Annotated in this window: 24 protein-coding genes; 18 read left to right on the forward strand and 6 right to left on the reverse strand. The window is 70.8% G+C overall.

Translation table 11 applies throughout. The features are described from left to right. Positions 1-115: 115 nt before the first annotated feature. Entirely contained in the window at positions 116-1,345 is a 1,230-nt protein-coding gene (locus LZ604_RS22665) for a DUF349 domain-containing protein (RefSeq protein ID WP_234517263.1), read from the reverse strand. 155 nt (positions 1,346-1,500) lie between these two features. Next, positions 1,501-2,349 carry a peptidylprolyl isomerase gene (locus tag LZ604_RS22670; protein ID WP_234517264.1) on the reverse strand — a complete coding sequence of 283 codons (849 nt, stop codon included), beginning with the start codon at positions 2,347-2,349 and terminating at the stop codon, positions 1,501-1,503. Positions 2,350-2,517: 168 nt separating this feature from the next. Between LZ604_RS22670 and LZ604_RS22675 the strand changes: the two genes are divergently transcribed. Beyond that, positions 2,518-3,228, forward strand: a complete 711-nt coding sequence (locus LZ604_RS22675) for an MBL fold metallo-hydrolase (protein ID WP_234517265.1) — start codon at positions 2,518-2,520, stop codon at positions 3,226-3,228. A 10-nt stretch (positions 3,229-3,238) separates the two neighbouring features. Beyond that, entirely contained in the window at positions 3,239-4,501 is a 1,263-nt protein-coding gene (gene hisS / locus LZ604_RS22680) for a histidine--tRNA ligase (RefSeq protein ID WP_234517266.1), read from the forward strand. A gap of 55 nt (positions 4,502-4,556) precedes the next feature. Here hisS and LZ604_RS22685 read toward each other — a convergent pair whose 3' ends face one another. Genes LZ604_RS22685 through LZ604_RS22700 form a run of 4 tightly spaced genes read right to left on the reverse strand, consistent with a single transcriptional unit; the run spans position 4,557 to position 8,084 of the window. Beyond that, a complete protein-coding gene (locus LZ604_RS22685) occupies positions 4,557-5,183 on the reverse strand; it encodes a response regulator (RefSeq protein ID WP_234517267.1) in 627 nt (208 codons plus the stop codon). Next, complete coding sequence (locus LZ604_RS22690; RefSeq protein WP_234517268.1) at positions 5,180-6,382, reverse strand: sensor histidine kinase; 1,203 nt, start codon at positions 6,380-6,382, stop codon at positions 5,180-5,182. Before LZ604_RS22690 ends, LZ604_RS22685 begins: the two co-directional genes overlap by 4 nt. After that, positions 6,379-7,224: an ABC transporter permease gene (locus LZ604_RS22695; protein WP_234517269.1), complete on the reverse strand. Its 846-nt coding sequence runs from the start codon at positions 7,222-7,224 to the stop codon at positions 6,379-6,381. Before LZ604_RS22695 ends, LZ604_RS22690 begins: the two co-directional genes overlap by 4 nt. Further along, positions 7,221-8,084 (reverse strand): ABC transporter ATP-binding protein, encoded by an 864-nt coding sequence (locus tag LZ604_RS22700; protein WP_234517270.1) that lies wholly within the window; start codon positions 8,082-8,084, stop codon positions 7,221-7,223. The genes LZ604_RS22695 and LZ604_RS22700 overlap by 4 nt, the downstream gene beginning before the upstream one ends. Before the next feature lie 141 nt (positions 8,085-8,225). Here LZ604_RS22700 and LZ604_RS22705 point away from each other — a divergent pair, with 141 nt between their 5' ends. The 16 genes from LZ604_RS22705 (at position 8,226) to nusB (ending at position 24,561) form a co-directional block, all read left to right on the forward strand. Continuing rightward, positions 8,226-8,882, forward strand: a complete 657-nt coding sequence (locus tag LZ604_RS22705; RefSeq protein WP_234517271.1) for a vitamin K epoxide reductase family protein — start codon at positions 8,226-8,228, stop codon at positions 8,880-8,882. 103 nt (positions 8,883-8,985) lie between these two features. Beyond that, entirely contained in the window at positions 8,986-10,341 is a 1,356-nt protein-coding gene (locus tag LZ604_RS22710) for a replication-associated recombination protein A (RefSeq protein WP_234517272.1), read from the forward strand. Between the two features lie 346 nt (positions 10,342-10,687). After that, entirely contained in the window at positions 10,688-11,302 is a 615-nt protein-coding gene (gene rpsD / locus LZ604_RS22715; RefSeq protein ID WP_234517273.1) for a 30S ribosomal protein S4, read from the forward strand. A gap of 188 nt (positions 11,303-11,490) precedes the next feature. Next, positions 11,491-11,958, forward strand: coding sequence for a DUF948 domain-containing protein (locus tag LZ604_RS22720; RefSeq protein ID WP_234517274.1), 468 nt, complete (start codon positions 11,491-11,493; stop codon positions 11,956-11,958). A gap of 7 nt (positions 11,959-11,965) precedes the next feature. Beyond that, the gene (locus LZ604_RS22725) at positions 11,966-12,313 is read left to right on the forward strand and encodes a hypothetical protein (RefSeq protein WP_234517275.1); all 348 of its coding nucleotides are present in this window, start codon (positions 11,966-11,968) and stop codon (positions 12,311-12,313) included. Beyond that, positions 12,313-14,985, forward strand: coding sequence for an alanine--tRNA ligase (gene alaS, locus LZ604_RS22730; RefSeq protein ID WP_234517276.1), 2,673 nt, complete (start codon positions 12,313-12,315; stop codon positions 14,983-14,985). The genes LZ604_RS22725 and alaS overlap by 1 nt, the downstream gene beginning before the upstream one ends. A 13-nt stretch (positions 14,986-14,998) precedes the next feature. Beyond that, the gene (ruvX, locus tag LZ604_RS22735; protein ID WP_234517277.1) at positions 14,999-15,463 is read left to right on the forward strand and encodes a Holliday junction resolvase RuvX; all 465 of its coding nucleotides are present in this window, start codon (positions 14,999-15,001) and stop codon (positions 15,461-15,463) included. A 123-nt stretch (positions 15,464-15,586) separates the two neighbouring features. Further along, positions 15,587-17,302 carry an endolytic transglycosylase MltG gene (gene mltG, locus LZ604_RS22740; RefSeq protein ID WP_234517278.1) on the forward strand — a complete coding sequence of 572 codons (1,716 nt, stop codon included), beginning with the start codon at positions 15,587-15,589 and terminating at the stop codon, positions 17,300-17,302. Next, positions 17,299-18,135 (forward strand): shikimate dehydrogenase, encoded by an 837-nt coding sequence (locus tag LZ604_RS22745; protein WP_234517279.1) that lies wholly within the window; start codon positions 17,299-17,301, stop codon positions 18,133-18,135. Before mltG ends, LZ604_RS22745 begins: the two co-directional genes overlap by 4 nt. 212 nt (positions 18,136-18,347) lie before the next feature. Continuing rightward, positions 18,348-19,532 carry a chorismate synthase gene (aroC, locus tag LZ604_RS22750; protein ID WP_234517280.1) on the forward strand — a complete coding sequence of 395 codons (1,185 nt, stop codon included), beginning with the start codon at positions 18,348-18,350 and terminating at the stop codon, positions 19,530-19,532. Beyond that, positions 19,529-20,047: a shikimate kinase gene (locus LZ604_RS22755; RefSeq protein WP_308283620.1), complete on the forward strand. Its 519-nt coding sequence runs from the start codon at positions 19,529-19,531 to the stop codon at positions 20,045-20,047. The genes aroC and LZ604_RS22755 overlap by 4 nt, the downstream gene beginning before the upstream one ends. Then, the gene (aroB, locus tag LZ604_RS22760; protein WP_234517281.1) at positions 20,044-21,135 is read left to right on the forward strand and encodes a 3-dehydroquinate synthase; all 1,092 of its coding nucleotides are present in this window, start codon (positions 20,044-20,046) and stop codon (positions 21,133-21,135) included. Before LZ604_RS22755 ends, aroB begins: the two co-directional genes overlap by 4 nt. Before the next feature lie 200 nt (positions 21,136-21,335). Beyond that, positions 21,336-22,238 carry a Pro-rich N-terminal domain-containing protein gene (locus LZ604_RS22765; RefSeq protein WP_234517282.1) on the forward strand — a complete coding sequence of 301 codons (903 nt, stop codon included), beginning with the start codon at positions 21,336-21,338 and terminating at the stop codon, positions 22,236-22,238. Positions 22,239-22,415: 177 nt separating this feature from the next. Next, positions 22,416-23,516 (forward strand): aminopeptidase P family protein, encoded by a 1,101-nt coding sequence (locus tag LZ604_RS22770; protein ID WP_234517283.1) that lies wholly within the window; start codon positions 22,416-22,418, stop codon positions 23,514-23,516. A 44-nt stretch (positions 23,517-23,560) separates the two neighbouring features. Then, complete coding sequence (efp, locus tag LZ604_RS22775) at positions 23,561-24,127, forward strand: elongation factor P (protein ID WP_086728309.1); 567 nt, start codon at positions 23,561-23,563, stop codon at positions 24,125-24,127. 2 nt (positions 24,128-24,129) lie between these two features. Further along, positions 24,130-24,561 carry a transcription antitermination factor NusB gene (nusB, locus tag LZ604_RS22780; protein WP_234517284.1) on the forward strand — a complete coding sequence of 144 codons (432 nt, stop codon included), beginning with the start codon at positions 24,130-24,132 and terminating at the stop codon, positions 24,559-24,561. Positions 24,562-24,770: the final 209 nt, after the last annotated feature.

Genomic DNA, 24,770 nt, shown 5'->3' on the forward strand with positions numbered 1-24,770 from the left:
ATGAGCATTTTGCCGACCGGTCGAATTCGGGCGTCGCGCGCCACCCTGCATGCATGCAAACTGGCCCCGATCCGGACGGATCGGGGCCAGAACCCACAACATTTTCAGTGAACTGCTAGCCGCCGAACTCCTGCAGGCCCTTCAGAGCCTGGTCCAGAAGCGCCTGACGGCCCTCCAGTTCGCGCTCGAGCTTGTCGGCCTTGGCGTTGTTGCCCTGGCCGCGCGCCTGCTCGATCTGGCCCCTCAGCTTGTCCACGGCGGCCTGCAGCTGACCGGTCAGACCCTCGGCACGCGCGCGTGCCTCCGGGTTCGTGCGGCGCCACTCGGCCTCCTCGGCCTCCTGGATGGCCCGCTCGACCGAGTGCATCCGGCCCTCCACCCGCGCCCGGGCGTCCCGCGGCACATGGCCGATGGCCTCCCAGCGCTCGTTGATCGAGCGGAAGGCGCCGCGGGCCCCCCTCAGGTCCGTGATCGGCAGCAGTTTCTCCGCCTCCTCGGCCAGCTCCTCCTTGAGCTTGAGGTTCTCGGCCTGCTCGGCGTCGCGTTCGGCGAAGACCGAGCTGCGAGCGGCGAAGAACACGTCCTGAGCGCCGCGGAAGCGGTTCCACAGATCGTCCTCGTGCTCGCGCTGGGCGCGGCCCGCCGCCTTCCACTCGGCCATCAGCTCGCGGTAGCGCGCTGCCGTCGGGCCCCACTCCGTCGAGCCCGACAGCGCCTCGGCCTCCTCGACCAGCCTCTCCTTGGTCTTGCGGGCCTCCTCGCGCTGCGCGTCCAGCTGCGCGAAGTGCGCCTTGCGCCGCTTGGAGAACGCCGAGCGGGCGTGCGAGAAGCGGTGCCACAGCTCGTCGTCCGACTTCCGGTCGAGCCGAGGCAGCCCCTTCCAGGTGTCCACCAGCGCCCGCAGCCGCTCACCGGCGGCCCGCCACTGGTCGGACTGGGCCAGCTGCTCGGCCTCCGTGACCAGGTCCTCCTTGGCCTTGCGGGCCTCGTCGGACTGCTTGGCCCGCTGCTGCTTGCGCTCCTCGCGACGCGCCTCCACGGTCTCCACGAGCTTGTCCAGCCGCGCCCGAAGTGCGTCCAGGTCGCCGACCGCGTGGTGCGCGTCCACCTGCTCGCGCAGGTGACCGATCGCGGTCTGGGCGTCCTTCGCCGACAGGTCGGTGGTCTGCACTCGCTTCTCGAGGAGGCCGATCTCGACAACCAGGCCCTCGTACTTGCGCTCGAAGTAGGCAAGCGCCTCCTCGGGGGAGCCTGCTGCCCAGGATCCGACAACCTGCTCGCCGTCGGCCGTACGCACGTACACGGTCCCCGTCTCGTCGACGCGGCCCCACGGGTCGCTGCTCACAGCGCCTCCTCCACATGATGCCTGCGGGGGCCTCTAACACCCCCGGGCATCGTCCACAGTTTCGTCACGGCCAACATAGGCGACCAGCGGGTTGCCTGTCCGCATCCAGCGCGACCGAAATTCCGCAGCCGGCCGTCTCGGACATCAGGGCAGGGTCAGGACTTCGTCACCGTCGCCTTGTCGATCACCACGGTCGCGTTCGGCGCGGTGTTTTCCGTGGCCGGGTCCGCCGGTTGGGCGCCGGCGGCGGCGATCTTCTTCAGTACCTTCATGCCCGCATCGGAGACAGTGCCGAACGGCGTGTAGTCCGGCGGCAACGGGCTGTCCTGGTAGACCAGGAAGAACTGGCTGCTGCCGCTGTTGCGCCCCTGCTGGGTCTGCGGGTTGTACTGGTTGGCCATCGCCACGGTGCCCGCCGGGTACACGTTGCCCTTGAGGATCTTGTCCTTCAGATTCTCGTCGGGGATCGTGTAGCCGGGCCCGCCCCTGCCGGTGCCCGTCGGGTCGCCGCACTGGAGCACGTAGATCCCGCCCGTGACCAGGCGGTGGCACTTCGTGTGATCGAAGAAGCCCTCGCCCGCCAGGAAGTTGAACGAGTTCACCGTGTGCGGGGCCGCCGCCGTCTTCAGGTCGATGTCGATGTCGCCGCACGTCGTGGCCAGCTTCATCGTGTACTTCGCCGACGTGTCGATCGTCATCGACGGCTCCTTCTTCCAGCTCAGCTTCTTCACCGAGCCGGCCGCCGGCTTCGCGCACGGGTCCGGGGCCTTGCCGGACGGCGTGGCGCCGGGCGTGGTGTCGGAGGCGGTGTTCTTGTGGTCGCCGCCGTTCTTCAGTACTCCGGTCGTGTAGAGCGTGACGCCGCCGATCACCATCACGCCCAGTACCGACGCGGTCACGGAGGTGCGCACGCGGGACTTGCGGCGTGCCTGGGTGCGTCGCTGCTGCTGCCGCAAGAACTTCTCCCGGGCGAGCTGACGCCGCCGCTGCTCCTGGCTGACCACCGGGTTCTCTCCTCATGCGTGTCGTGTCGACCGGTACGCGTGCGTCCTTGTGTGCCGACCGCTGCGTTTAGCCCCGTACCGTATATGGGTTCGCTGAGGAAACGGCAGCGCCGGTAGGCTCTGGACCACAGCTTGTGGCCACCCGTATCGACACAACGAAGGACGATCGTGCTCATTGCCGGGTTCCCCGCCGGGGCCTGGGGGACGAACTGTTATCTCGTCGCCCCCGCCGCCGGTGAGGAGTGCGTGATCATCGACCCCGGCCACCAGGCCGCCGCAGGCGTCGAGGAAGCACTCGAGAAGCATCGGCTCAAGCCCGTCGCCGTCGTCCTCACCCACGGCCACATCGATCACGTGGCCTCGGTCGTCCCGGTCTGCGGCGCACACGACGTGCCCGCCTGGATCCACCCCGAGGACCGGTACATGATGAGCGACCCGGAGAAGGCGCTCGGACGGTCCATCGGGATGCCGCTGATGGGTGAGCTGACCGTCGGCGAGCCCGGCGACGTCAAGGAGCTGACCGACGGTGCGAGGCTCGAACTGGCCGGTCTGGAGCTGTCCGTCGCGCACGCGCCCGGCCATACCAAGGGGTCGGTGACCTTCGGCATGCCCGAGGCGGCGGACATCCCGCCGATCCTCTTCTCGGGCGACCTGCTGTTCGCCGGCTCCATCGGACGCACCGACCTGCCCGGCGGTGACATGGCCGAGATGCTCGACTCGCTGGCCCGCGTGTGCCTGCCGCTCGAGGACTCGACCGTGGTGCTGTCCGGCCACGGCCCCCAGACGACCATCGGCCGGGAGCGCGCCACCAACCCGTATCTGCGGCAGGTGGCCGCCGGCCTGGGAGCGGATGTGGACGCTCCCCGACGAGGAATGTGACGAGACCTCCGTGAGCACCTTCAAGGCCCCCAAGGGCACGTACGACCTGATCCCGCCGGACTCCGCCAAGTACCTCGCGGTGCGCGAGGCGATCGCGGCCCCGCTGCGCAACTCCGGCTACGGCTATGTCGAGACCCCCGGCTTCGAGAACGTGGAGCTGTTCGCGCGCGGCGTCGGCGAGTCCACGGACATCGTGACGAAGGAGATGTACGCCTTCGAGACCAAGGGCGGCGACAGGCTCGCCCTGCGTCCCGAGGGCACGGCCTCCGTGCTGCGCGCAGCCCTGGAGGCCAACCTGCACAAGACCGGCAACCTGCCGGTCAAGCTCTGGTACTCGGGCTCGTACTACCGCTACGAGCGCCCGCAGAAGGGCCGCTACCGCCACTTCTCGCAGGTGGGCGCCGAGGCGATCGGCGCCGAGGACCCGGCCCTGGACGCCGAGCTGATCATCCTGGCCGACCAGGCCTACCGCTCGCTCGGCCTGCGCGACTTCCGCATCCTGCTCAACAGTCTGGGCGACAAGGAGTGCCGCCCGGTCTACCGCGCCGCGCTCCAGGACTTCCTGCGCAACCTGGACCTGGACGAGGACACGCGCCGGCGCGTCGACATCAACCCGCTGCGGGTGCTCGACGACAAGCGCGAGTCGGTCCAGAAGCAGCTGACGGGTGCCCCGCTGCTGCGCGACTACCTGTGCGACGCGTGCAAGGCCTACCACGAGGAGGTCCGCGAGCTGATCACGGCGGCGGGCGTGTCCTTCGAGGACGACCCGAAGCTGGTGCGCGGCCTGGACTACTACACCCGGACCACCTTCGAGTTCGTCCACGACGGTCTGGGCTCCCAGTCCGCGGTGGGCGGCGGCGGACGCTACGACGGCCTCTCGGAGATGATCGGCGGCCCCGCGCTGCCGTCCGTGGGCTGGGCGCTGGGCGTCGACCGCACGGTGCTCGCGCTGGAGGCCGAGGGCATCGAGCTCCAACTGCCCGCGTCCACCAGTGTGTTCGCGGTGCCGCTGGGCGAGGAGGCCCGCCGGATCCTGTTCGGCAAGATCATGGAACTGCGCAAGCTCGGTGTCGCGGCGGACTTCGCGTACGGCGGCAAGGGCCTGAAGGGCGCGATGAAGAACGCCAACCGCAGCGGCGCCCGCTACACGATCGTCGCCGGCGAACGCGACCTCGCCGAGGGCGTCGTCCAGCTCAAGGACATGGAGTCCGGGGAGCAGACGGCGGTCGGCGTGAACGAGATCGTGGCGGAGCTGGAGTCCCGGCTGGGCTGACCGGGTACGACCGGCACGCAAGGGCCCCTGGCACACGATGCCAGGGGCCCCGTCGTCATCGGTCGAGCAGCCCGTGCCGCATCGCGCTGGTCACCGCCGCCGTTCTGTCGTCCACCCCGAGCTTGGCGAAGATCCGCAACAGATGGGTCTTCACCGTCGACTCCCCGATGAACAACCGTCGCCCGATCTCGGCGTTGGTGCAGCCCTCGGCCACCAGGCGCAGGACCGCCGTCTCCCGGTCCGACAGGCGCGGGCGCTCCGGCCTGGTGCGGAGCCGGTCGACCAGGCGGGCCGCCACCGAGGGGGCCAGCACCGTCTCGCTCCGTGCCGCCGCCCGTACCGCGTCGGCCAGTTCGGCGCGCGGCAGGTCCTTGAGCAGATAGCCCGCCGCCCCGGCCTCCACCGCCCGCAGGATGTCCCGGTCCGTCTCGTACGTGGTCAGGACGACAACCCGGCACGGCAGCCCCGCCTCCGTCATCCGCGCGATGGAGTCGACGCCCCCGCCGCCCGGCATCCGCAGATCCATCAGCACGATGTCCGGCCGGAGCTCGGCAGCCAGGGCCTCGGCCCGCGGCCCGCTCGCCGCGTCGGCGACGACCTCCAGGTCGGGCTCCGCGTTCAGCATCGCGCGCAGCCCCTCTCGTACGACGGGGTGGTCGTCGGCGAGGACGATCCGGATCACGTGGCACTCCCGAGAGCAGACAGGACGGGCAGCCGGACGGTGACGGTGGTGCCCTCGCCCGGCGCGCTGCGGATCTGCGCCGCACCGCCCACCTCGGCGGCACGCGCCCGCAGCCCGTTCAGACCGTAGCCCGCGGCGGGCGCGGCCGGGTCGAAGCCGCAGCCGTCGTCCCGCACCGTGACGGTCAGCGCATCGTCGGCGTACACGAGCGCGATGCTGAGGGACACCGAACTCCCGGCGTGCTTGTGTGCGTTGGCCAGTGCCTCCTGGCACGAGCGCAGCGCGACGACCTCCGGTGCGGCGGGCAGGGTGCGCACCGGGCCCGTGACCTCCACCAGCGCGTCGTAGCGTGCCGCCAGCCGCCGCAAGGCGTCCGGAAGCGACGCCCCGGCCAGGTCGGCGGGCGCACCCCCCGCCACCAGGGCGCGCGCCTCGGCGAGGTTCTGCCGGGCCGTCTCCGCCATCAGGGCCAGATGCCGGCGGGCCCGGGGGACGTCGTGCTCCAGTTCGGCCTCCACCGCCTGGACGAGCATCAGCAGGCTGGTGAAGCCCTGGGCGAGCGTGTCATGGATCTCGCGAGAGAGCCGTTCGCGTTCCCTGAGCGCACCGTGCGCGGCCGAGAGCCGGGAGATCTCGTGCCGGCTGGCGTCGAGCTGTGCGATCAGCTCGGCCCGCTCCCCGCTCTGTTCGATGATGCGGATGATCCAGCCGCCGATGACCACCGAGAAGACGAGGGTCACCAGGGCGAAGAGGGCGTTGAATACGAAGTCCTCGGCGGCCGGGCGCCACAGCAGCGCCCAGCCCGCCACGGGGAGCAGGTTGATGAGCGCCACGACGGCGAAGGCCCGCCGAGTCTGGAGGGCCATGAAGCACTGCGGGATGAGCGCGAACGACATCAGCCGTGTCTCGCCGACCAGGACCGCCGACGGCAGGAACAACGCCATAACCCCGCCCAGGTAGCACAGCGCCCGGCGCTCCCCGGGCGGGTCTTCCCTGAGCAGCGCGCGCCCCACCGACACGTACCAGGGCACCAGCGGCACGAGCAGCCCGGCCGCCACCGCGCGCAGGGGCCACGCCGAGTGCGCGGCGTCGAGCACGCCGGCCAGGGTGGCCGCCCAGGCGACCGTGAAGTACCCGTCCCACAGCCGCATCGAACGGTCCCAGGCGTGCGCGGCGCGCGCAGTGCCGGGCCCGCTCATCCCTGGCGCCGGTCCTTCCAGCGGAATGTCAGCAGACACAGCGCCAATCCTCCGACGCACCAGGCCGCCAGTACCAGGGCGATCCTTCCGAACTCCCAGCTTCCCGCCTGCTCCAGCACCTTCGCCGAGTCGGGCAGGAACACGCCCCGCAGTCCCTGGCACAGCCATTTCAACGGGAACAGGGCGCCGAGGTTCAGCATCCAGTCGGGGATGCTGTTGACGGAGATGTACACCCCGGAGACGAACTGCAGCACCAGGAAGGGCAGGACGACCACCGAGCTGGCGCTCTTGGCGGACCTGGGCACGGAGCTGATCGCGATGCCGAGCAGCGCGCACGCGGTCAGCCCGAGCACGAAGATCCAGCCGAAGTCGAACCACCTCCCGGCGTCCGAGGGCAGATCGACGCCGTACACGGTGGTCCCTGCGAGCAGCAGGATCGCCGTCTCCAGGACACCGGTGAACAGGACCAGCCAGATCTTCCCCAGGAAGTACGCCGTCGGCGGCATGGGGGTGCCGCGCAGCCGGCGCAGGACCTTCTCGTCGCGTTCCACCGCGATGGAGATCCCCAGGGACTGGAAACTCGTCGACATGATGCCCGAGGCCATCATCGCGGGCACGTACAGCTGCGAGGCGGTGACGCCGGCGCCGCGCACGGCGTCGTGGAAGATCGACGCGAACAGGAACAGGAACACGACCGGGAAGGCGAAGGTGAACACCACCTGATCGCGCTGCCGGAAGAACTGCCTGATCTCCAGGGCGCCCCTGTGCAGCCCGAGCACCCATGCCCCGGGCAGCCGCCCGGCGGTGGCCTCGGTCCGGGCCCGTACGGCAGTCGTGGTCATCGCGCGTTCTCCTGTCCGGTCAGCCGCAGATACACGTCCTCCAAGGTGGGGCGGCTGATCCGCAGCCCCGGGATCTCGTCGAAACGCCCGGCCAGCTCGGTGACCGTCCGCGTCGGCGTTCCCGTGCGCTCCCGGCGAGGCCTTCCGTCCGCCTCCGTCCACTCGACGATCGCCTCGCTGCCGAAGCGGTCCCGCAGCGCCGCCGCGGTGCCCTCGGCCACCACCCGGCCCTTGGCCACCACCGCCAGCCGGTCGGCCAGCTCCTCGGCCTCCTCCAGATAGTGGGTGGTGAGCAGGATGGTGGTGCCCTCGTCGGCGAGCGTGCGGATCAGCTCCCAGAACCGGCGCCGGGCCGCCGGGTCGAATCCGGTCGTCGGTTCGTCCAGGAGCAGCAGCTCCGGGTCGCCGATCACGCCGAGCGCCACGTCGAGACGGCGGCGCTGCCCACCCGAAAGCCCCTTGATCCGGCTGTCCGCCTTCGCCCCGAGGCCCACCAGCCCGATGACCTGCTCGGGATCGCGCGGCCGGGGGTAGTAGCGGGCGAAGTGCCGCACGGTCTCGCGGACCGTCAACTCCGCGGGCGCCGATTCGTCCTGCCAGACGATGCCTACTTTCGAGCGCCACGCGCGTGTGGCGCTCGCCGGGTCCGCCCCGAGGACGGACACCTCGCCGCCGTCCCGGTCACGGTTGCCCTGGAGGATCTCCACGGTGGTGGTCTTGCCCGCTCCGTTGGGCCCGAGCAGGCCGAACACCTCGCCGCGGCGGATTTCGAGATCGATCCCGTCGACCGCGGTGACGTCCCCGTACTGCTTGCGCAGCCCTCGCACGTCCACCGCGAGTCCGTTCGCATCTGTGGTCATGGCCACGAGCCTCGGCCTGAACCGAACGTTCCGCGACGACCGTGCGTACCTTCTCATGTCCATCGAACGGTGGACACGGGCCCGTGTGCGGCACAATGACCTGAGCCCGCAGATCCAACCCCGAGCATCGGAATCGGCGTGATGACGAAGACGACAGTGAAGGACGTCTCCACCGGACCCATCGAGACGGAACGCACGGACGCGCCCCGGACGGTCGGTGGCAGTCGTGCGTTCGCCCTGCTGCTCGTGATCACCGGCGCGGCCGGTCTGCTCGCCGCGTGGGTCATCACGATCGACAAGTTCAAGATCCTCGAGGGCAAGGTGAGCGGCAAGACGTTCACCCCCAGCTGCAGCCTCAACCCGATCGTCTCCTGCGGCAGTGTCATGGAGAGCAAGCAGGCCGGGGTGTTCGGTTTCCCCAACCCGATGCTCGGCCTCGTCTGCTACGGCATCGTCATCTGCGTCGGCATGAGCCTGCTCACCCGGGTCCGCTTCCCCCGCTGGTACTGGCTGACCTTCAACTTCGGCACGCTCTTCGGTGTGGCCTTCTGCACCTGGCTGCAGTTCCAGTCGCTGTACCGGATCAACGCGCTGTGCCTGTGGTGCTCGCTGGCCTGGGTCGCCACGATCACCATGTTCTGGTACGTGACCTCGTTCAACGTCCGCAACGACTTCCTGCCCGCGCCGCGCCCCGTGAAGAACTTCCTCGGCGAGTTCACCTGGGTGCTCCCCGTCACGCACGTCGGCATCATCGCGATGCTCATCCTGACCCGCTGGGGCAGCCAGCTCTGGGCCTGATCCGCCGGGCGTGAGGGGCTGACCCGGAGGGCCTGACCGAGGGCCGCACGGCTTCCGCGCCGGGCCCGGCGGCGTTGTCAGTGGCGTGGCATAGGGTTTCAGCGTGGAGCCCGACCTGTTCACCGCCGCCGCAGAAGAACGCCAGGAGAAGGACCCGGCCGCAAGCCCCCTGGCGGTCCGCATGCGCCCGCGCACCCTCGACGAGGTGGTGGGCCAGCAGCACCTGCTCAAGCCGGGATCCCCGCTGCGCAGACTGGTCGGCGAGGGCAACGGCGGGCCGGCCGGCCCCTCCTCGGTGATCCTCTGGGGCCCGCCCGGCACCGGCAAGACGACGTTGGCGTACGTGGTCTCGAAGGCGACCGACAAGCGCTTCGTGGAGCTGTCGGCGATCACCGCGGGCGTGAAGGAGGTCCGTGCGGTCATCGACGGCGCCCGCCGCGCCACCGGCGGCTTCGGCAAGGAGACCGTCCTCTTCCTGGACGAGATCCACCGCTTCAGCAAGGCCCAGCAGGACTCCCTGCTGCCGGCCGTCGAGAACCGCTGGGTCACCCTGATCGCGGCGACCACGGAGAACCCGTACTTCTCGGTGATCTCCCCGCTGCTGTCCCGCTCCCTGCTGCTCACCCTCGAACCGCTCACCGACGACGACGTGCGCGGCCTGCTGCGCCGGGCCCTCGCCGACGAGCGGGGCCTGGCCGGCGCCGTCACGCTGCCCGAGGACACCGAGTCCCATCTGCTGCGGATCGCCGGCGGCGACGCCCGCCGCGCCCTGACCGCTCTGGAGGCGGCGGCCGGCGCCGCCCTCGACAAGGGCGAGACGGAGATCGGCCTCACGACACTCGAGGAGACGGTGGACCGTGCCGCGGTGAAGTACGACCGCGACGGCGACCAGCACTACGACGTGGCGAGCGCCCTCATCAAGTCGATCCGCGGCTCGGACGTCGACGCGGCCCTGCACTACCTGGCCCGCATGATCGAAGCCGGTGAGGACCCCCGCTTCATCGCCCGCCGCCTCATGATCTCCGCGAGCGAGGACATCGGCCTCGCCGATCCGAACGCGCTGCCGATCGCCGTGGCCGCCGCCCAGGCCGTCGCCATGATCGGCTTCCCGGAGGCGGCCCTCACCCTCAGCCACGCCACCATCGCCCTCGCGCTCGCCCCCAAGTCCAACTCGGCGACCACGGCGATCGGCGCGGCCATGGCCGACGTCCGGGCGGGCCTCGCCGGACCCGTGCCCCCGCACCTGCGCGACGGGCACTACAAGGGCGCAGCCAAACTCGGCCACGCCCAGGGATATGTGTATCCGCACGACCTGCCCGAGGGCATCGCCGCGCAGCAGTACGCCCCGGACGCGCTCAAGGGCCGCGAGTACTACACCCCGACCCGGCACGGCGCGGAGGCGCGTTACGCGGACGCGGTGGAATGGACCCGCAAGCACTTGCGTCGAAAGCAGCCGTAGCCGCCCTGTAGACTTGCTCGAAGTGCTGAGTCCCGTGTCCGGCACCTCAGGAATGAGAGGCCGGCACCACCAGAGCGGGACACCCAGCCGGAACCCCGTCGCCTGACGGCACGGGGATCCAGGAGCGTCGCGCACCGTCGAACGGTGTCGCGGGCAGCCCACCACCTCCCGGTGCACCCGGTGACAGGTCGGTGGGCCACTCGCGTGCTGCACGTATGTGCCCAGACCAGGGGAGCGGCTGCCCGGCAGGTCCCACGCGGACCCGCAGGGATTCCCCGGCTGCGGATGCGACCTCCCCTAACCCTGGTGAAGCCGATTCCATACAGAAACACGAGGTGTTTGGTTCATGGCGAACCAGTCCCGCCCCAAGGTCAAGAAGTCGCGTGCCCTCGGCATCGCGCTGACCCCGAAGGCCGTCAAGTACTTCGAGGCCCGCCCCTACCCGCCGGGCGAGCACGGCCGTGGCCGCAAGCAGAACTCGGACTACAAGGTCCGTCTGCTGGAGAAGCAGCGTCTGCGCGCTCAGTACGACATCTCCGAGCGCCAGCTGGTGCGCGCCTACGAGCGTGCGTCCAAGGTCCAGGGCAAGACCGGTGAGGCCCTGATCGTCGAGCTGGAGCGCCGTCTCGACGCGCTGGTCCTGCGTTCGGGCATCGCCCGCACGATCTACCAGGCCCGCCAGATGGTCGTCCACGGCCACATCGAGGTCAACGGCCAGAAGGTCGACAAGCCGTCGTTCCGCGTCCGTCCCGACGACGTCGTGATGGTCCGCGAGCGCAGCCGTGAGAAGTCGCTCTTCCAGATCGCCCGCGAGGGTGGCTTCGCCCCCGACGGCGAGACCCCGCGCTACCTCCAGGTGAACCTCAAGGCCCTGGCGTTCCGCCTGGACCGTGAGCCGAACCGCAAGGAGATCCCGGTGATCTGCGACGAGCAGCTCGTCGTCGAGTACTACGCCCGTTGATCCCTTTCCGGCGGACGTAGCACCCCAGCGCATCGGCCCGTCGTCCCCCGCCCCTCCGGGCGGTCGGGACGGCGGGCCGACGCATGTCCCGGTGCGCCCGGCCCTCCTAATCCGGTACGGACCGGCCGCCCCGGCGCGATAGGCTCGGGGGACGAGTTTTCGATGTTCAGGCACGTACCAGGGAGCGGGTGCACACGGTGTCCGGTGGAGAGGTGGCCGGGATCCTGGTGGCTGTCTTCTGGGCGATTCTGGTCTCCTTCCTCGCCGTCGCGCTGGCGAGGCTGGCCCAGACGCTCAAGGCGACCACCAAGCTGGTGGCGGACGTGACCGACCAGGCCGTCCCGCTGCTGTCCGACGCCTCCGCGGCGGTGCGCTCCGCGCAGACCCAGATCGATCGGGTCGACGCGATCGCGTCGGACGTCCAGGAGGTCACGTCGAACGCCTCGGCGCTGTCGACGACCGTCGCCTCCACCTTCGGGGGGCCCCTGGTCAAGGTCGCGGCGTTCGGCTACGGCGTGCGCCGGGCGATCGCCGGCCGTCGCGAGAACGTGCCTGCCAAGGCGCCCCGGCGTACCGTGATCGTGGGCCGCACCGTCCCGTCTCAGCGACGGGGGAAGCGGAACAACCGGGGAAACAACCGGGAAGAGGGGCTCTGACCGAGCGATGTTCCGCCGTACGTTCTGGTTCACCACGGGTGTCGCCGCCGGTGTGTGGGCCACCACCAAGGTCAACCGCAAGCTGAGGCAGCTGACCCCCGAGAGCCTGGCCGCGCAGGCGGCGAACAAGGCGATCGACGTGGGCCACCGGCTCAAAGACCGCGCACGGGACTTCGCGCTCGACGTCCGCGCCGGCATGGCCCAGCGGGAGGCGGAACTCGGCGACGCGCTCGGCCTGAACGCACCCGTCGACCAGCTCCCGGGACCCCGGCGGTACGCCGTCATCGAGAACCGCAACAGCCCGAAGCACGTCGAGACCACGACGTACTCGTACAACCGGAATGAGGACCACTGATGGAGTCGGCTGAAATCCGCCGCCGCTGGTTGAGCTTCTTCGAGGAGCGCGGTCACACCGTCGTCCCTTCGGCGTCGCTTATCGCGGACGACCCGACTCTGCTCCTCGTCCCCGCCGGCATGGTGCCCTTCAAGCCCTACTTCCTGGGCGAGGTCAAGCCGCCCTTCCCGCGCGCCACCAGCGTGCAGAAGTGCGTGCGCACCCCCGACATCGAAGAGGTCGGCAAGACCACGCGGCACGGCACGTTCTTCCAGATGTGCGGCAACTTCTCCTTCGGCGACTACTTCAAGGAAGGCGCCATCAAGCTCGCCTGGGAGCTGCTCACCACGCCCCAGGACAAGGGCGGTTACGGTCTCGACCCCGAGCGTCTGTGGATCACGGTCTACCAGGACGACGACGAGGCCGAGCAGATCTGGCGCGACGTCATCGGTGTCCCCGCCGAGCGCATCCAGCGCCTGGGCATGAAGGACAACTTCTGGTCCATGGGCGTCCCCGGCCCCTGCGGGCCGTGTTCCGAGATCAACTACGACCGCGGTCCGGAGTTCGGCGTCGAGGGCGGCCCCGCCGTCAACGACGAGCGGTACGTGGAGATCTGGAACCTCGTCTTCATGCAGTACGAGCGCGGCGAGGGCACCGGCAAGGACAACTTCGAGATCCTCGGCGACCTGCCGAGCAAGAACATCGACACCGGCCTCGGTCTCGAGCGTCTCGCCATGATTCTGCAGGGCGTGCAGAACATGTACGAGATCGACACCTCCATGGCCGTCATCGAGAAGGCCACGGAGCTGACGGGGGTCGCCTACGGCGACGCCCACCCCTCGGACGTCTCCCTGCGGGTGGTCACCGACCATATGCGCACCGCCACCATGCTGATCGGTGACGGCGTCACCCCCGGCAACGAGGGCCGTGGTTACGTCCTGCGCCGCATCATGCGCCGCGCCATCCGCAACATGCGCCTGCTCGGCGCCACCGGTCCGGTGGTCAAGGACCTGATCGACGTCGTGATCGGCATGATGGGCCGGCAGTACCCCGAGCTCGTCACCGACCGCGAGCGCATCGAGAAGGTCGCCCTCGCCGAGGAGGCCGCCTTCCTCAAGACGCTGAAGGCCGGCACCAACATCCTCGACACCGCCGTGACCGAGACCAAGGCCACCGGCGGCACGATCCTGCCCGGCGACAAGGCCTTCCTGCTCCACGACACCTGGGGCTTCCCGATCGACCTCACCCTCGAGATGGCCGCCGAGCAGGGGCTGTCGGTGGACGAGGACGGCTTCCGCCGCCTGATGAAGGAGCAGCGGGAGCGCGCCAAGGCCGACGCCCAGGCCAAGAAGACCGGCCACGCCGACCTCGGTGCCTACCGTGAGATCGCCGACTCCGCCGGCGAGACCGACTTCATCGGCTACACGGACACCGAGGGCGAGTCCACGATCGTCGGCATCCTCGTCGACGGTGTCTCCTCCCCGGCCGCCACCGAGGGCGACGAGGTCGAGGTCGTCCTCGACCGCACCCCGTTCTATGCCGAGGGCGGCGGCCAGATCGGCGACACCGGCCGGATCAAGGTCGACTCCGGTGCCGTCATCGAGATCCGCGACTGCCAGAAGCCGGTCCCGGGTGTGTACGTCCACAAGGGCGTCGTCCAGGTCGGCGAGGTCACCGTCGGCGCCAAGGCCCACGCCTCCATCGACGCCCGCCGCCGCAAGGCCATCGCCCGCGCCCACTCGGCCACCCACCTCACCCACCAGGCCCTGCGCGACGCCCTCGGGCCGACGGCTGCCCAGGCCGGTTCCGAGAACCAGCCCGGCCGCTTCCGCTTCGACTTCGGCTCCCCGTCGGCCGTCCCGACGGCCGTGATGACCGACGTCGAGCAGAAGATCAACGAGGTGCTCGCCCGCGATCTCGACGTGCAGGCCGAGATCATGGGCATCGACGAGGCCAAGAAGCGGGGCGCCATCGCCGAGTTCGGCGAGAAGTACGGCGAGCGGGTCCGCGTCGTGACCATCGGCGACTTCTCCAAGGAGCTGTGCGGCGGTACGCACGTGCACAACACCGCCCAGCTGGGTCTGGTGAAGCTGCTCGGCGAGTCCTCGATCGGCTCCGGTGTCCGGCGTATCGAGGCCCTCGTCGGCGTCGACGCCTATGCCTTCCTGGCCCGGGAGCACACGGTCGTCAACCAGCTCACCGAGCTGCTCAAGGGCCGTCCGGAGGAGCTGCCGGAGAAGGTCGCCGGCATGCTCGGCAAGCTGAAGGACGCCGAGAAGGAGATCGAGAAGTTCCGCGCCGAGAAGGTGCTGCAGGCCGCCGCCGGGCTCGCCGAGTCCGCCAAGGACGTCCGCGGGATCGGCGTCGTCACCGGGCAGGTCCCGGACGGCACCGCCCCGGACGACCTGCGCAAGCTGGTCCTCGATGTGCGCGGCCGCATCCAGGGCGGCCGGGCCGCCGTGGTCGCCCTGTTCACGGTGAACAACGGCAAGCCGCTGACGGTCATCGCCACCAACGAGGCCGCCCGCGAGCGCGGCCTCAAGGCCGGTGACCTGGTCCGCACGGCCGCCAAGACCCTCGGTGGCGGCGGTGGCGGCAAGCCGGACGTCGCCCAGGGCGGCGGCCAGAACCCGGCCGCCATCGGCGAGGCCGTCGAGGCCGTCGAGCGCCTGGTCGCCGAGACCGCCAAGTAGGGCGGCCGCGGGCATGAGAAGAGGACGCCGACTCGCGATCGACGTCGGTGACGCCCGTATCGGGGTCGCCTCGTGCGACCCCGACGGGATCCTCGCCACTCCGGTGGAGACGGTCCCGGGCCGGGACGTTCCGGCGGCCCAGCGCCGGCTGAAGCAACTCGTCGAGGAGTACGAGCCGATCGAGGTCGTCGTCGGCCTCCCTCGCTCCCTCAAGGGGGGCGAGGGCCCGGCCGCCGTCAAGGTCCGCGGCTTCGCCCAGGACCTGGCCCGTTCGATCGCGCCCGTTCCGGTCAGGCTCGTGGACGAGCGGATGACGACGGTGACGGCAGGTCAGGGACTGCGCGCCTCCGGCGTGAAGTCCAAGAAGGGCCGGGCCGTCATCGACCAGGCGGCGGCCGTCATCATCCTCCAGCAGGCCCTGGAATCCGAACGGGTGTCAGGTAAAGCACCCGGCGAGGGCGTCGAAGTGGTCATCTGATCGCGATACGGTAACGTTCCGCGCGATGCGTTGGTGTTCGAACAGCCATCGCACAGCAAAGAGGCGGAACGGAAGCCGGGCCACCGGAGCCCGCGACCGCCGCCTCGCGGCTCTAGGGGATCGATGACTGAGTATGGCCGGGGCCAAGGCTCCGCACCGTGGCATCCGGAGGACCCGTTGTACGGGGACGGCGGATGGAGAGGAGAGCAGGCCCAGCCGGGCCAGGTCCCCTACGGCGGCCGGCCGCAGCAGCACCCGGAGCAGACGCAGCAGCACTACGGCGGCTGGGAGACCGGCTCGCAGGCCGCCACGTACGGCCAGGGACAGCAGGAGTTCCAGCAGTACCCCGGCCACGGCGGGCAGCAGTACCAGCAGCAGGGAGGGCAGCAGTACCCGCAGCAGGGGCCGCAGCAGGGAGGGCAGCAGTACCCGCAGCAGGGCTACGGCGACGACGGCTGGGGCGGCGGCGCGCAGGCCCACGCGCCCTACCCCGGCGACTCCGGGGACCCGTACGCCGCCCAGGCCGGGGCGTACGGCGGTGAGCGGCCCGACTTCTACCAGACGCCGGACGCCTATCCGCCGCCCGAGCCGCCGCACCGCAGGCAGGCCGAGCCCGAGCCGAAGACCGACTGGGACCCGGGCCCCGATCAGGGCGAACACGCCTTCTTCGCGGGCGGCGACGACGACGCCGACGACGAGACCGACGACCGCCCCGGCCGCGGCGACCGGCGGGGGCGCGGCGGCAAGGGGAAGAAGCGCCGCAACGGATGCGCCTGCCTGGTCGTCGTACTGGTCCTCGGCGGAGGTATCGGCGGAGTCGGCTACTTCGGGTACCAGTTCTACCAAAATCGTTTCGGCCCGGCGCCCGACTACGTGGGCGAGGGCAACGGCGAGCAGGTCACGGTCACCATTCCGAAGGGGGCCGGCGGCTTCGCCATCGGCCAGGTGCTCAAGCAGGCCGGTGTCGTCAAGAGCGTCGACGCGTTCGTCGCGGCGCAGGGAGAGAACCCCGAGGGCAAGAGCATCCAGGCGGGCACGTACACGCTGAACAAGCACATGTCCGCGGCGGCGGCCGTGCAGTTGATGCTCAGCCCGAAGAGCAAGAACAACCTGATCATCGCCGAGGGCTGGCGCAACGCGAAGATCTACGCGGCGATCGACGGCCGGCTGCAGCTCAAGGCCGGCACCACCGAGAGCATCGCCGCGAAGAAGTGGAAGACCTTCGGTCTGCCCGACTGGGCCAACGCCGGCAACGCCGTCAAGGACCCGCTGGAAGGCTTCCTCTACCCGTCCAGCTATCCGGTCGCCAAGGGCATGAAGCCCGAGGACGTCCTGAAGCAGATGGTCGACACGGCCAAGGAGAAGTACGCCGAGTTCGGCATCCAGGCCAAGGCGAAGAGCCTCAACCTGGACAACCCCTTGCAGGTACTCACGGTCGCGAGCCTCGTCCAGGCCGAGGGCAAGTACAAGCGCGACTTCGAGAAGGTCGCCACGGTCGTCTACAACCGGCTCAAGCCGAACAACACCGAGACCAACGGCCTGCTCGACTTCGACTCGACGGTGAACTACCTGCGCGGCCAGTCCAAGCTCGCCACCGGTTCCGTCGACAACCTGCGGAAGATCGACAACCCGTACAACACCTACCGGTACAAGGGCCTGCCCCCCGGCCCGATCGACAACCCCGGCGAGGTGGCCATCAGGGCCGCGCTCAAGCCGGCCAAGGGAAACTGGTACTACTTCGTCTCGATAAACGACAACGAGACACTGTTCGCCGAGACCAACGAAGAGCAGAACCGCAACCGCGAGAAGTACCTGGAAGAGCAGAAGAAGGGACAATGACGGGCACCACCAGCAAGCGCCGGGCCGCCGTCCTCGGTTCCCCGATCGCCCACTCCCTCTCCCCGGTGCTGCACCGCGCCGCGTACGACGAGCTGGGGCTGAAGGACTGGTCGTACGACCGGTTCGAGATCGACGAGGAGGCGCTGCCGGGGTTCCTCGCGGACCTGGGGCCCGAATGGGCCGGACTCTCGCTGACCATGCCGCTCAAGCGGGCCGTCATTCCCCTGCTGGACTCGGTCAGCGACACCGCGGCCTGCGTCGAGGCGGTGAACACGGTCGTGTTCACCGAGGACGGGCGGCGCGTCGGCGACAACACGGACATCCCCGGTATGGTCGCCGCGCTGCGTGAGCGGGGCGTCGAGCAGGTCGGCTCGGCCGCGATCCTCGGTGCCGGCGCGACTGCGTCCTCCGCGCTGGCCGCCCTGGCCCGCATCTGCGCCGGCGAGATCGTCGCCTATGTCCGCAGTGAGGCACGGGCCGCCGAGATGCGGCGGTGGGCCGAGCGGATCGGCGTGGAGGTCCGTACGGCCGACTGGTCCGACGCCGCCCGCGCGCTGCGGGCGCCGCTGGTCGTCGCCACCACCCCGGCTGGGACGACGGACGCGCTCGCCGCCGCCGTTCCGGAGCGTCCCGCGACCCTCTTCGACGTGCTGTACGACCCCTGGCCCACCACCCTCGCGGCGCGCTGGTCGGCATACGGCGGTGCCGTCGTCGGCGGCCTCGACCTGCTGGTGCACCAGGCGGTGCTTCAGGTCGAGCAGATGACGGGCCGCTCGCCGGCCCCCCTGGACGCCATGCGCAAGGCCGGGGAGCACGCCCTGGCGGCCCGGTAGAGGACATCCGTTCCTCCCCCAACCCACGACCGCCCTCGAGCGGGGGACTCCCCGTGTCGACGTCCGCCTGATGGACCTGTGACCGGCTCCCGCCGGCGGACGTGGGAGGATCGGTGGTGGCGGGCCGGGGCCGCGCATCCGGTCGCGCTGTCGCCGTGCGCGAGGACGCGCGTACGCAGGGGAGTACCAGGCGCGAGCACTGAGGAGCACCGTTGAGCAGGTTGCGCTGGCTGACCGCGGGGGAGTCCCACGGTCCCGCACTTGTCGCGACGCTGGAGGGCCTTCCCGCCGGCGTGCCGATCACCACGGAGATGGTGGCCGACCACCTGGCGCGGCGGCGGCTGGGCTATGGTCGCGGTGCCCGGATGAAGTTCGAGCAGGACCAGGTCACCTTCCTGGGTGGTGTCAGGCACGGCCTCACCATGGGGTCCCCGGTGGCGATCATGGTCGGTAACACCGAGTGGCCCAAGTGGGAACAGGTGATGGCGGCCGATCCGGTGGACCCGGAGGTGCTCGCGGGACTGGCCCGCAACGCGCCGCTGACCCGGCCGCGGCCCGGCCACGCCGACCTCGCCGGCATGCAGAAGTACGGGTTCGACGAGGCCCGGCCGATTCTGGAGCGCGCGTCGGCCCGTGAGACCGCGGCCCGGGTCGCGCTCGGCGCGGTGGCCCGGTCGTACCTGAAGGAGACGGCGGGCATCGAGATCGTCTCGCACGTCGTCGAACTGGCCTCGGCGAAGGCGCCCTACGGCGTGTACCCGACTCCGGCCGACGTGGAGAAGCTGGACGCCGACCCCGTGCGCTGCCTGGACGCGGACGCGTCCAAGGCGATGGTCGCGGAGATCGACCAGGCGCACAAGGACGGCGACACCCTCGGTGGAGTGGTCGAGGTCCTCGCCTACGGGGTTCCCGTCGGCCTCGGCTCGCATGTCCACTGGGACCGCCGGCTCGACGCGCGGCTCGCGGCCGCCCTGATGGGCATCCAGGCGATCAAGGGCGTCGAGGTCGGCGACGGATTCGAGCTGGCGCGGGTGCCGGGTTCCAAGGCCCACGACGAGATCGTCACGACGGCCGACGGCATCAAGCGGGCGACGGGCCGCTCCGGCGGCACCGAGGGCGGTCTGTCCACCGGTGAGCTGCTGCGCGTACGCGCCGCGATGAAGCCCATCGCGACCGTGCCCCGCGCGCTGCGGACCGTCGACGTGTCCACGGGCGAGCCGGCGCAGGCGCACCACCAGCGCTCCGACGTCTGTGCGGTCCCGGCGGCCGGCATCGTCGCCGAGGCGATGGTCGCGCTCGTCCTCGCGGACGCCGTGGCGGAGAAGTTCGGCGGCGACAGCGTGGCCGAGACCAGCCGCAATGTGCGGTCGTACCTCGACAGCCTGGAGATCCGGTGAGCGCGGTGCCCGCGGTCGTCCTCGTCGGTCCGATGGGGGTGGGCAAGTCCACCGTCGGGCGGCTGCTGGCCGAGCGGCTGGGGGTCGGCTACCGCGACACGGACGACGACATCGTGGCCGAACAGGGCCGGAGCATCGCGGACATCTTCGTGGACGAGGGCGAGCCCGCCTTCCGCGAGATCGAGAAGCGGGCCGTGCGCCGGGCGGTCGCCGAGCACGACGGTGTGCTGGCCCTGGGCGGCGGCGCGATCCTCGACGAGGGCACCCGTGCGCTGCTCGCCGGGCAGCGCGTGGTCTACCTCTCCATGGATGTCGAGGAGGCGGTCAGGCGCACCGGCCTCAACGTGGCCCGCCCGCTGCTCGCGATCAACCCGCGCCGCCAGTGGCGCGAGCTGATGGAGGCGCGCCGCCACCTGTACGAAGAGGTCGCCACGGCCGTCGTGCCCACCGACGCCCGCAGCCCCGAAGAGGTGACCCAAGCCGTCCTGGACGCAGTGGAGTTGAAGGAAGCATGAGCGAGGCAGTGACGCGCATCCAGGTCGGCGGCACCGCGGGAACCGACCCCTACGAGGTTCTGGTCGGCCGTCAGCTCCTCGGCGAGCTGGCCGGTTTGATCGGTGACCGGGCCAAGCGGGTCGCCGTGATCCACCCGGAGGCGCTGGCCGAAACCGGTGAGGCGCTGCGCGCCGACCTCGCCGGACAGGGTTTCGACGCGATCGCCATCCAGGTGCCGAACGCCGAGGAGGCCAAGACCGCCGAGGTCGCCGCCTACTGCTGGAAGGCGCTCGGCCAGTCCGGCTTCACCCGCACCGACGTCATCGTCGGCGTGGGCGGCGGCGCGACCACCGACCTGGCCGGGTTCGTGGCCGCGACCTGGCTGCGCGGAGTGCGCTGGATCGCCATCCCGACCACCGTGCTGGCCATGGTGGACGCGGCGGTCGGCGGCAAGACCGGGATCAACACCGCCGAGGGCAAGAACCTGGTCGGCGCCTTCCACCCGCCCGCGGGTGTGCTGTGCGACCTCGCCGCCCTGGACTCCCTGCCGGTCAACGACTACGTCTCCGGGCTCGCCGAGGTCATCAAGGCCGGTTTCATCGCCGACCCCGTGATCCTGGAGCTGATCGAGGAGGACCCGCAGGCCGCCCGGACCCCGGCCGGCCCGCACACCGCCGAGCTGATCGAGCGCTCCATCAGGGTCAAGGCCGAGGTGGTCTCCTCCGATCTGAAGGAGTCCGGCCTGCGCGAGATCCTCAACTACGGGCACACGCTCGCCCACGCGATCGAGAAGAACGAGCGCTACCAGTGGCGCCATGGCGCCGCCGTCGCCGTCGGCATGCACTTCGCCGCCGAGCTCGGGCGTCTGGCCGGCCGCCTGGACGACGCCACGGCCGATCGCCACCGGACGGTCCTCGAGGCCGTCGGGCTGCCGCTGCACTACCGCTACGACCAGTGGCCCAGGCTGCTCGAGACCATGAAGGTCGACAAGAAGTCCCGCGGCGACCTGCTTCGCTTCATCGTCCTGGACGGTCTGGCCAAGCCGACCGTGCTGGAGGGCCCGGACCCGGCGGTGCTGCTCGCCGCGTACGGCGAAGTGGGCCAGTAGCGGGAACCGCCGGGTCCCGGGCGGAGGGCGACTCGTTCCGCCGGGCGCCGGTTGCCCCGATTCGCCTGCGACGACGGGCACTTCGGGCCGTCCCCGGCCGTTCACATTACGACGGCCGGGGAGGGTACCGTTCGGTGGGGAGCGGGGTGCCGCGCCCCGGAGGCGAACGAGCCCGAGACAACGAGACGGAGTGGCACCGGATGCAGCACGCAGTGGGAGATCCGCTGCCGCCGCCCCACCAGCCGGGGCACGGACCGACGACCCCCTGGTCATCGGCCGCACACCACCCGGGACAGCCGGGCGCCCACCCGGGCCCGGCACCGCACATCCCGCCCGCGCCGGGATTCGCGGGCCCGCCGATGCCTCCCGGTCCCCCGCACACCTCCGCACCTCCGCAGACCCCCGCACCTCCCCACATCCCCGCCACTCCGCACCCTGCGCAGGCACCGCCCCCGCAGGACCCCGCGAGCCATGTCCGGCTGCCGTCGGGCGTCGCGGACGGTATGCCGGGCACGCCCCCCGCCGCGAGCGCCCCCGACCCCGCGTCCACCACGCTCGCGGTGCTGCTCATCGGCCCGGCGGGCGCGGGCAAGACGAGCGTCGCGAAGTTCTGGGCCGACCGCCGTCGCGTTCCCACGGCCCACATCAGCCTCGACGACGTACGCGAATGGGTGCGCTCCGGCTTCGCCGACCCCCAGTCGGGCTGGAACGACAACTCGGAGGCGCAGTATCGTCTCGCCCGCCGCACCTGCGGCTTCGCGGCCCGCAACTTCCTGGCCAACGGCATTTCGTGCATCCTCGACGACGCTGTCTTCCCGGACCGCCCGGTCGTAGGCCTCGGTGGCTGGAAACGGCATGTGGGACCCGGTCTGCTGCCGGTCGTCCTGCTGCCCGGTCTGGAGATCGTCCTGGAGCGCAACGCGGAGCGCACCGGCAACCGCCGCCTCACCGACGAGGAGGTGGCCCGTATCCACGGCCGTATGGCCGGCTGGTACGGCTCCGGGCTGCCGATCATCGACAACTCCCAGCTCGACGTGGCGGGTACGGCCCGGGCACTGGACGAGGTCCTGGCACGCTCGATCGCGAGCCCGCCGCAGTGGTGAGGCGCTCCGGCGCGGGGGTGGCGGGCCGCCAGGGGCGCTCAGGGACCTGACCGGACCCGCGCCGAGGCCCCTGCCCGGGCCCGCCCCGGGATCTCGGAGCCGCCTGCGGAGGGCCCCGGCCGCCCGTCCGGACCCGCTGGACCGGCGGTATCCGGCCACCGCTCGTAGGCTCGGGTCATGCCAGAGGTGTACGCGGCCCGCCGGGAGCGGCTGAGGGACCGCTTCAGCGTGGGTGGCAGTGCGACGGCGCTGGTCTCCCGCCCGGCCAACGTCCGCTATCTCGCGGGCGCCGCGCCCCAGGACGCCGTCCTGCTGGTCGGCACGGACGAGGACGTGCTGCTGTGCACGGGACCGCCGGACGACGAGTTCATCGACGGGCGGCCGGACGAGGCGGTACGGCTGCAGGTCGTGTCCGGCGGCGACCCCGCCCTGGCCGGGGCCGACCTGGCCGCCGCGCAGGGCGCCGACTCCCTGGCCGTCGAGGAGCACCACCTCACGGTGGCCCGGCACCGGGCCCTGGCGCACGTCGCCCCCCGGCTGCGGCTCACCGGCCTCGGTGGGGCGGTCGAGCAGCTGCGTCTGGTGAAGGACGAGGACGAGATCGCCCTGCTGCGCATCGGGGCGGAGATCGTCGACCAGGCGCTGAGCGAGCTGCTGGAGTCGATCCTCGTCGGCCGTACCGAGCGCCATCTCGCCCTGGAACTGGAGCGCCGCCTGATCGACCACGGCGCCGACGGGCCCGCGTTCACCACCTCCGTCGGCACCGGCCCGAACTCCGGCCGCCCAGGTCACCGCCCCACCGACCGCCGGGTGGAGGAGGGCGACTTCCTCTCCGTCTGTCTCGGGGCCACCTACCGCGGATACCGCTGCGAGATCGGGCGTACCTTTGTGATCGGCACCTCGCCCGCCGACTGGCAGATCGAGTTGTACGATCTCGTCTTCGCCGCCCAGCGCGCCGGACGCCAGGCCCTGGCACCCGGCGCCGCCTGCCGGGACGTGGACCGCGCGGCACGTCAGGTGCTGGACTCCGCGGGGTACGGCGGGGGCCTCGCGCCGAGCACCGGACACGGTGTGGGACTCGAAATCGACGAGGACCCGCAGTTGGCGCCGACGGCCATGGGTAAACTGGACGCTTGCGTGCCGGTCACCGTCGAACCCGGGGTTCACCTCCCGGGCCGGGGCGGGGTCCGGATCGATGACACGCTCGTCGTGCGCCCCGAGGCGGACGGCGGACCCGAGCTACTCACCATCACGACCAAGGAGCTCCTCGCGCTGTAGCGCGTGCCCCGGGGTCGTACGTCAGTCCAGGAGATTCCGCAACCGTGGCTTCCACGAACGACCTCAAGAACGGCATGGTGCTCAAGCTCGAAGGCGGCCAGCTGTGGTCCGTCGTCGAGTTCCAGCACGTCAAGCCCGGCAAGGGCCCGGCCTTCGTGCGCACCAAGCTCAAGAACGTGCTCTCCGGCAAGGTCGTCGACAAGACCTTCAACGCCGGTGTCAAGGTCGAGACGGCCACCGTCGACAAGCGCGACATGCAGTTCTCGTACAAGGACGGCGAGTACTTCGTCTTCATGGACATGGAGACGTACGACCAGCTGCACATCGACCCGAAGGCCGTCGGCGACGCCGCGAACTTCCTCATCGAGGGCTTCACGGCCGTCGTCGCGCAGCACGAGGGCGAGGTGCTCTTCGTCGAGCTGCCCGCTGCCGTCGAGCTGACCATCGCCGAGACGGAGCCGGGCGTCCAGGGCGACCGCTCCACCGGCGGCACCAAGCCCGCCACGCTGGAGACCGGCCACCAGATCCAGGTCCCGCTCTTCATCACCACCGGTGAGAAGATCAAGGTCGACACCCGTACGAGCGACTACCTCGGCCGGGTGAACAGCTAACCGTGGCTGCCCGTAACACGGCCCGTAAGCGCGCCTTCCAGATCCTCTTCGAGGGTGACCAGCGCGGGGCCGACGTCCTCACGGTCCTCGCGGACTGGATCCGGCACTCGCGGACCGACACTCGGCAGCCGCCGGTGAGCGAGTACACGATGCAGCTGGTCGAGGGGTACGCGGAGCACGCGAGGCGCATCGACGAGCTGATCGCGCAGTACGCGGTCGGCTGGACGCTCGACCGGATGCCGGTCGTCGACCGCAACCTGCTGCGCCTCGGCGCCTACGAACTGATCTGGGTGGACGAGACGCCGGACGCCGTCGTGCTCGACGAGATGGTGCAGCTCGCCAAGGAGTTCTCCACGGAGGAGTCACCCGCGTTCGTCAACGGTCTGCTCGGCCGGCTCAAGGAGCTGAAGCCGTCGTTGCGCCGCGACCAGTAGCAGTACGACCACCGAAAGGGTCCGCAGCACAGCCGCGGGCCCTTTGGCGTGTGCGCCCCGGGCGGCCGCAGCCGGTGTGTGCGCGCCCGGCAGCCGCCCACGAAAACGCCGCCGGGGGGGGGGGCCCCCCCCGGGGGGGGGCCCCCCCGGGGGGGGGGGGGGGGGGGGGGGGGGGGGGGGGGGGGCGGCGGGGGGGCCCCCCCCCCCCG

It is taken from the genome of Streptomyces glomeratus, from assembly GCF_021462825.1.
In the GTDB taxonomy this organism is placed as follows: Bacteria; Actinomycetota; Actinomycetes; order Streptomycetales; family Streptomycetaceae; genus Streptomyces; species Streptomyces glomeratus.

Coding starts and splice junctions, on each gene's coding strand:
- LZ604_RS22690 (WP_234517268.1), bottom strand. CDS start 6,382: ATGAGCGGGCCCGGCACTGCGCGCGCCGCGCACGCCTGGGACCGTTCG.
- LZ604_RS22695 (WP_234517269.1), bottom strand. CDS start 7,224: ATGACCACGACTGCCGTACGGGCCCGGACCGAGGCCACCGCCGGGCGG.
- LZ604_RS22700 (WP_234517270.1), bottom strand. CDS start 8,084: ATGACCACAGATGCGAACGGACTCGCGGTGGACGTGCGAGGGCTGCGC.
- LZ604_RS22705 (WP_234517271.1), top strand. CDS start 8,226: ATGACGAAGACGACAGTGAAGGACGTCTCCACCGGACCCATCGAGACG.
- rpsD (WP_234517273.1), top strand. CDS start 10,688: ATGGCGAACCAGTCCCGCCCCAAGGTCAAGAAGTCGCGTGCCCTCGGC.
- LZ604_RS22725 (WP_234517275.1), top strand. CDS start 11,966: ATGTTCCGCCGTACGTTCTGGTTCACCACGGGTGTCGCCGCCGGTGTG.
- alaS (WP_234517276.1), top strand. CDS start 12,313: ATGGAGTCGGCTGAAATCCGCCGCCGCTGGTTGAGCTTCTTCGAGGAG.
- ruvX (WP_234517277.1), top strand. CDS start 14,999: ATGAGAAGAGGACGCCGACTCGCGATCGACGTCGGTGACGCCCGTATC.
- mltG (WP_234517278.1), top strand. CDS start 15,587: ATGACTGAGTATGGCCGGGGCCAAGGCTCCGCACCGTGGCATCCGGAG.
- LZ604_RS22745 (WP_234517279.1), top strand. CDS start 17,299: ATGACGGGCACCACCAGCAAGCGCCGGGCCGCCGTCCTCGGTTCCCCG.
- aroB (WP_234517281.1), top strand. CDS start 20,044: ATGAGCGAGGCAGTGACGCGCATCCAGGTCGGCGGCACCGCGGGAACC.
- LZ604_RS22765 (WP_234517282.1), top strand. CDS start 21,336: ATGCAGCACGCAGTGGGAGATCCGCTGCCGCCGCCCCACCAGCCGGGG.
- LZ604_RS22770 (WP_234517283.1), top strand. CDS start 22,416: ATGCCAGAGGTGTACGCGGCCCGCCGGGAGCGGCTGAGGGACCGCTTC.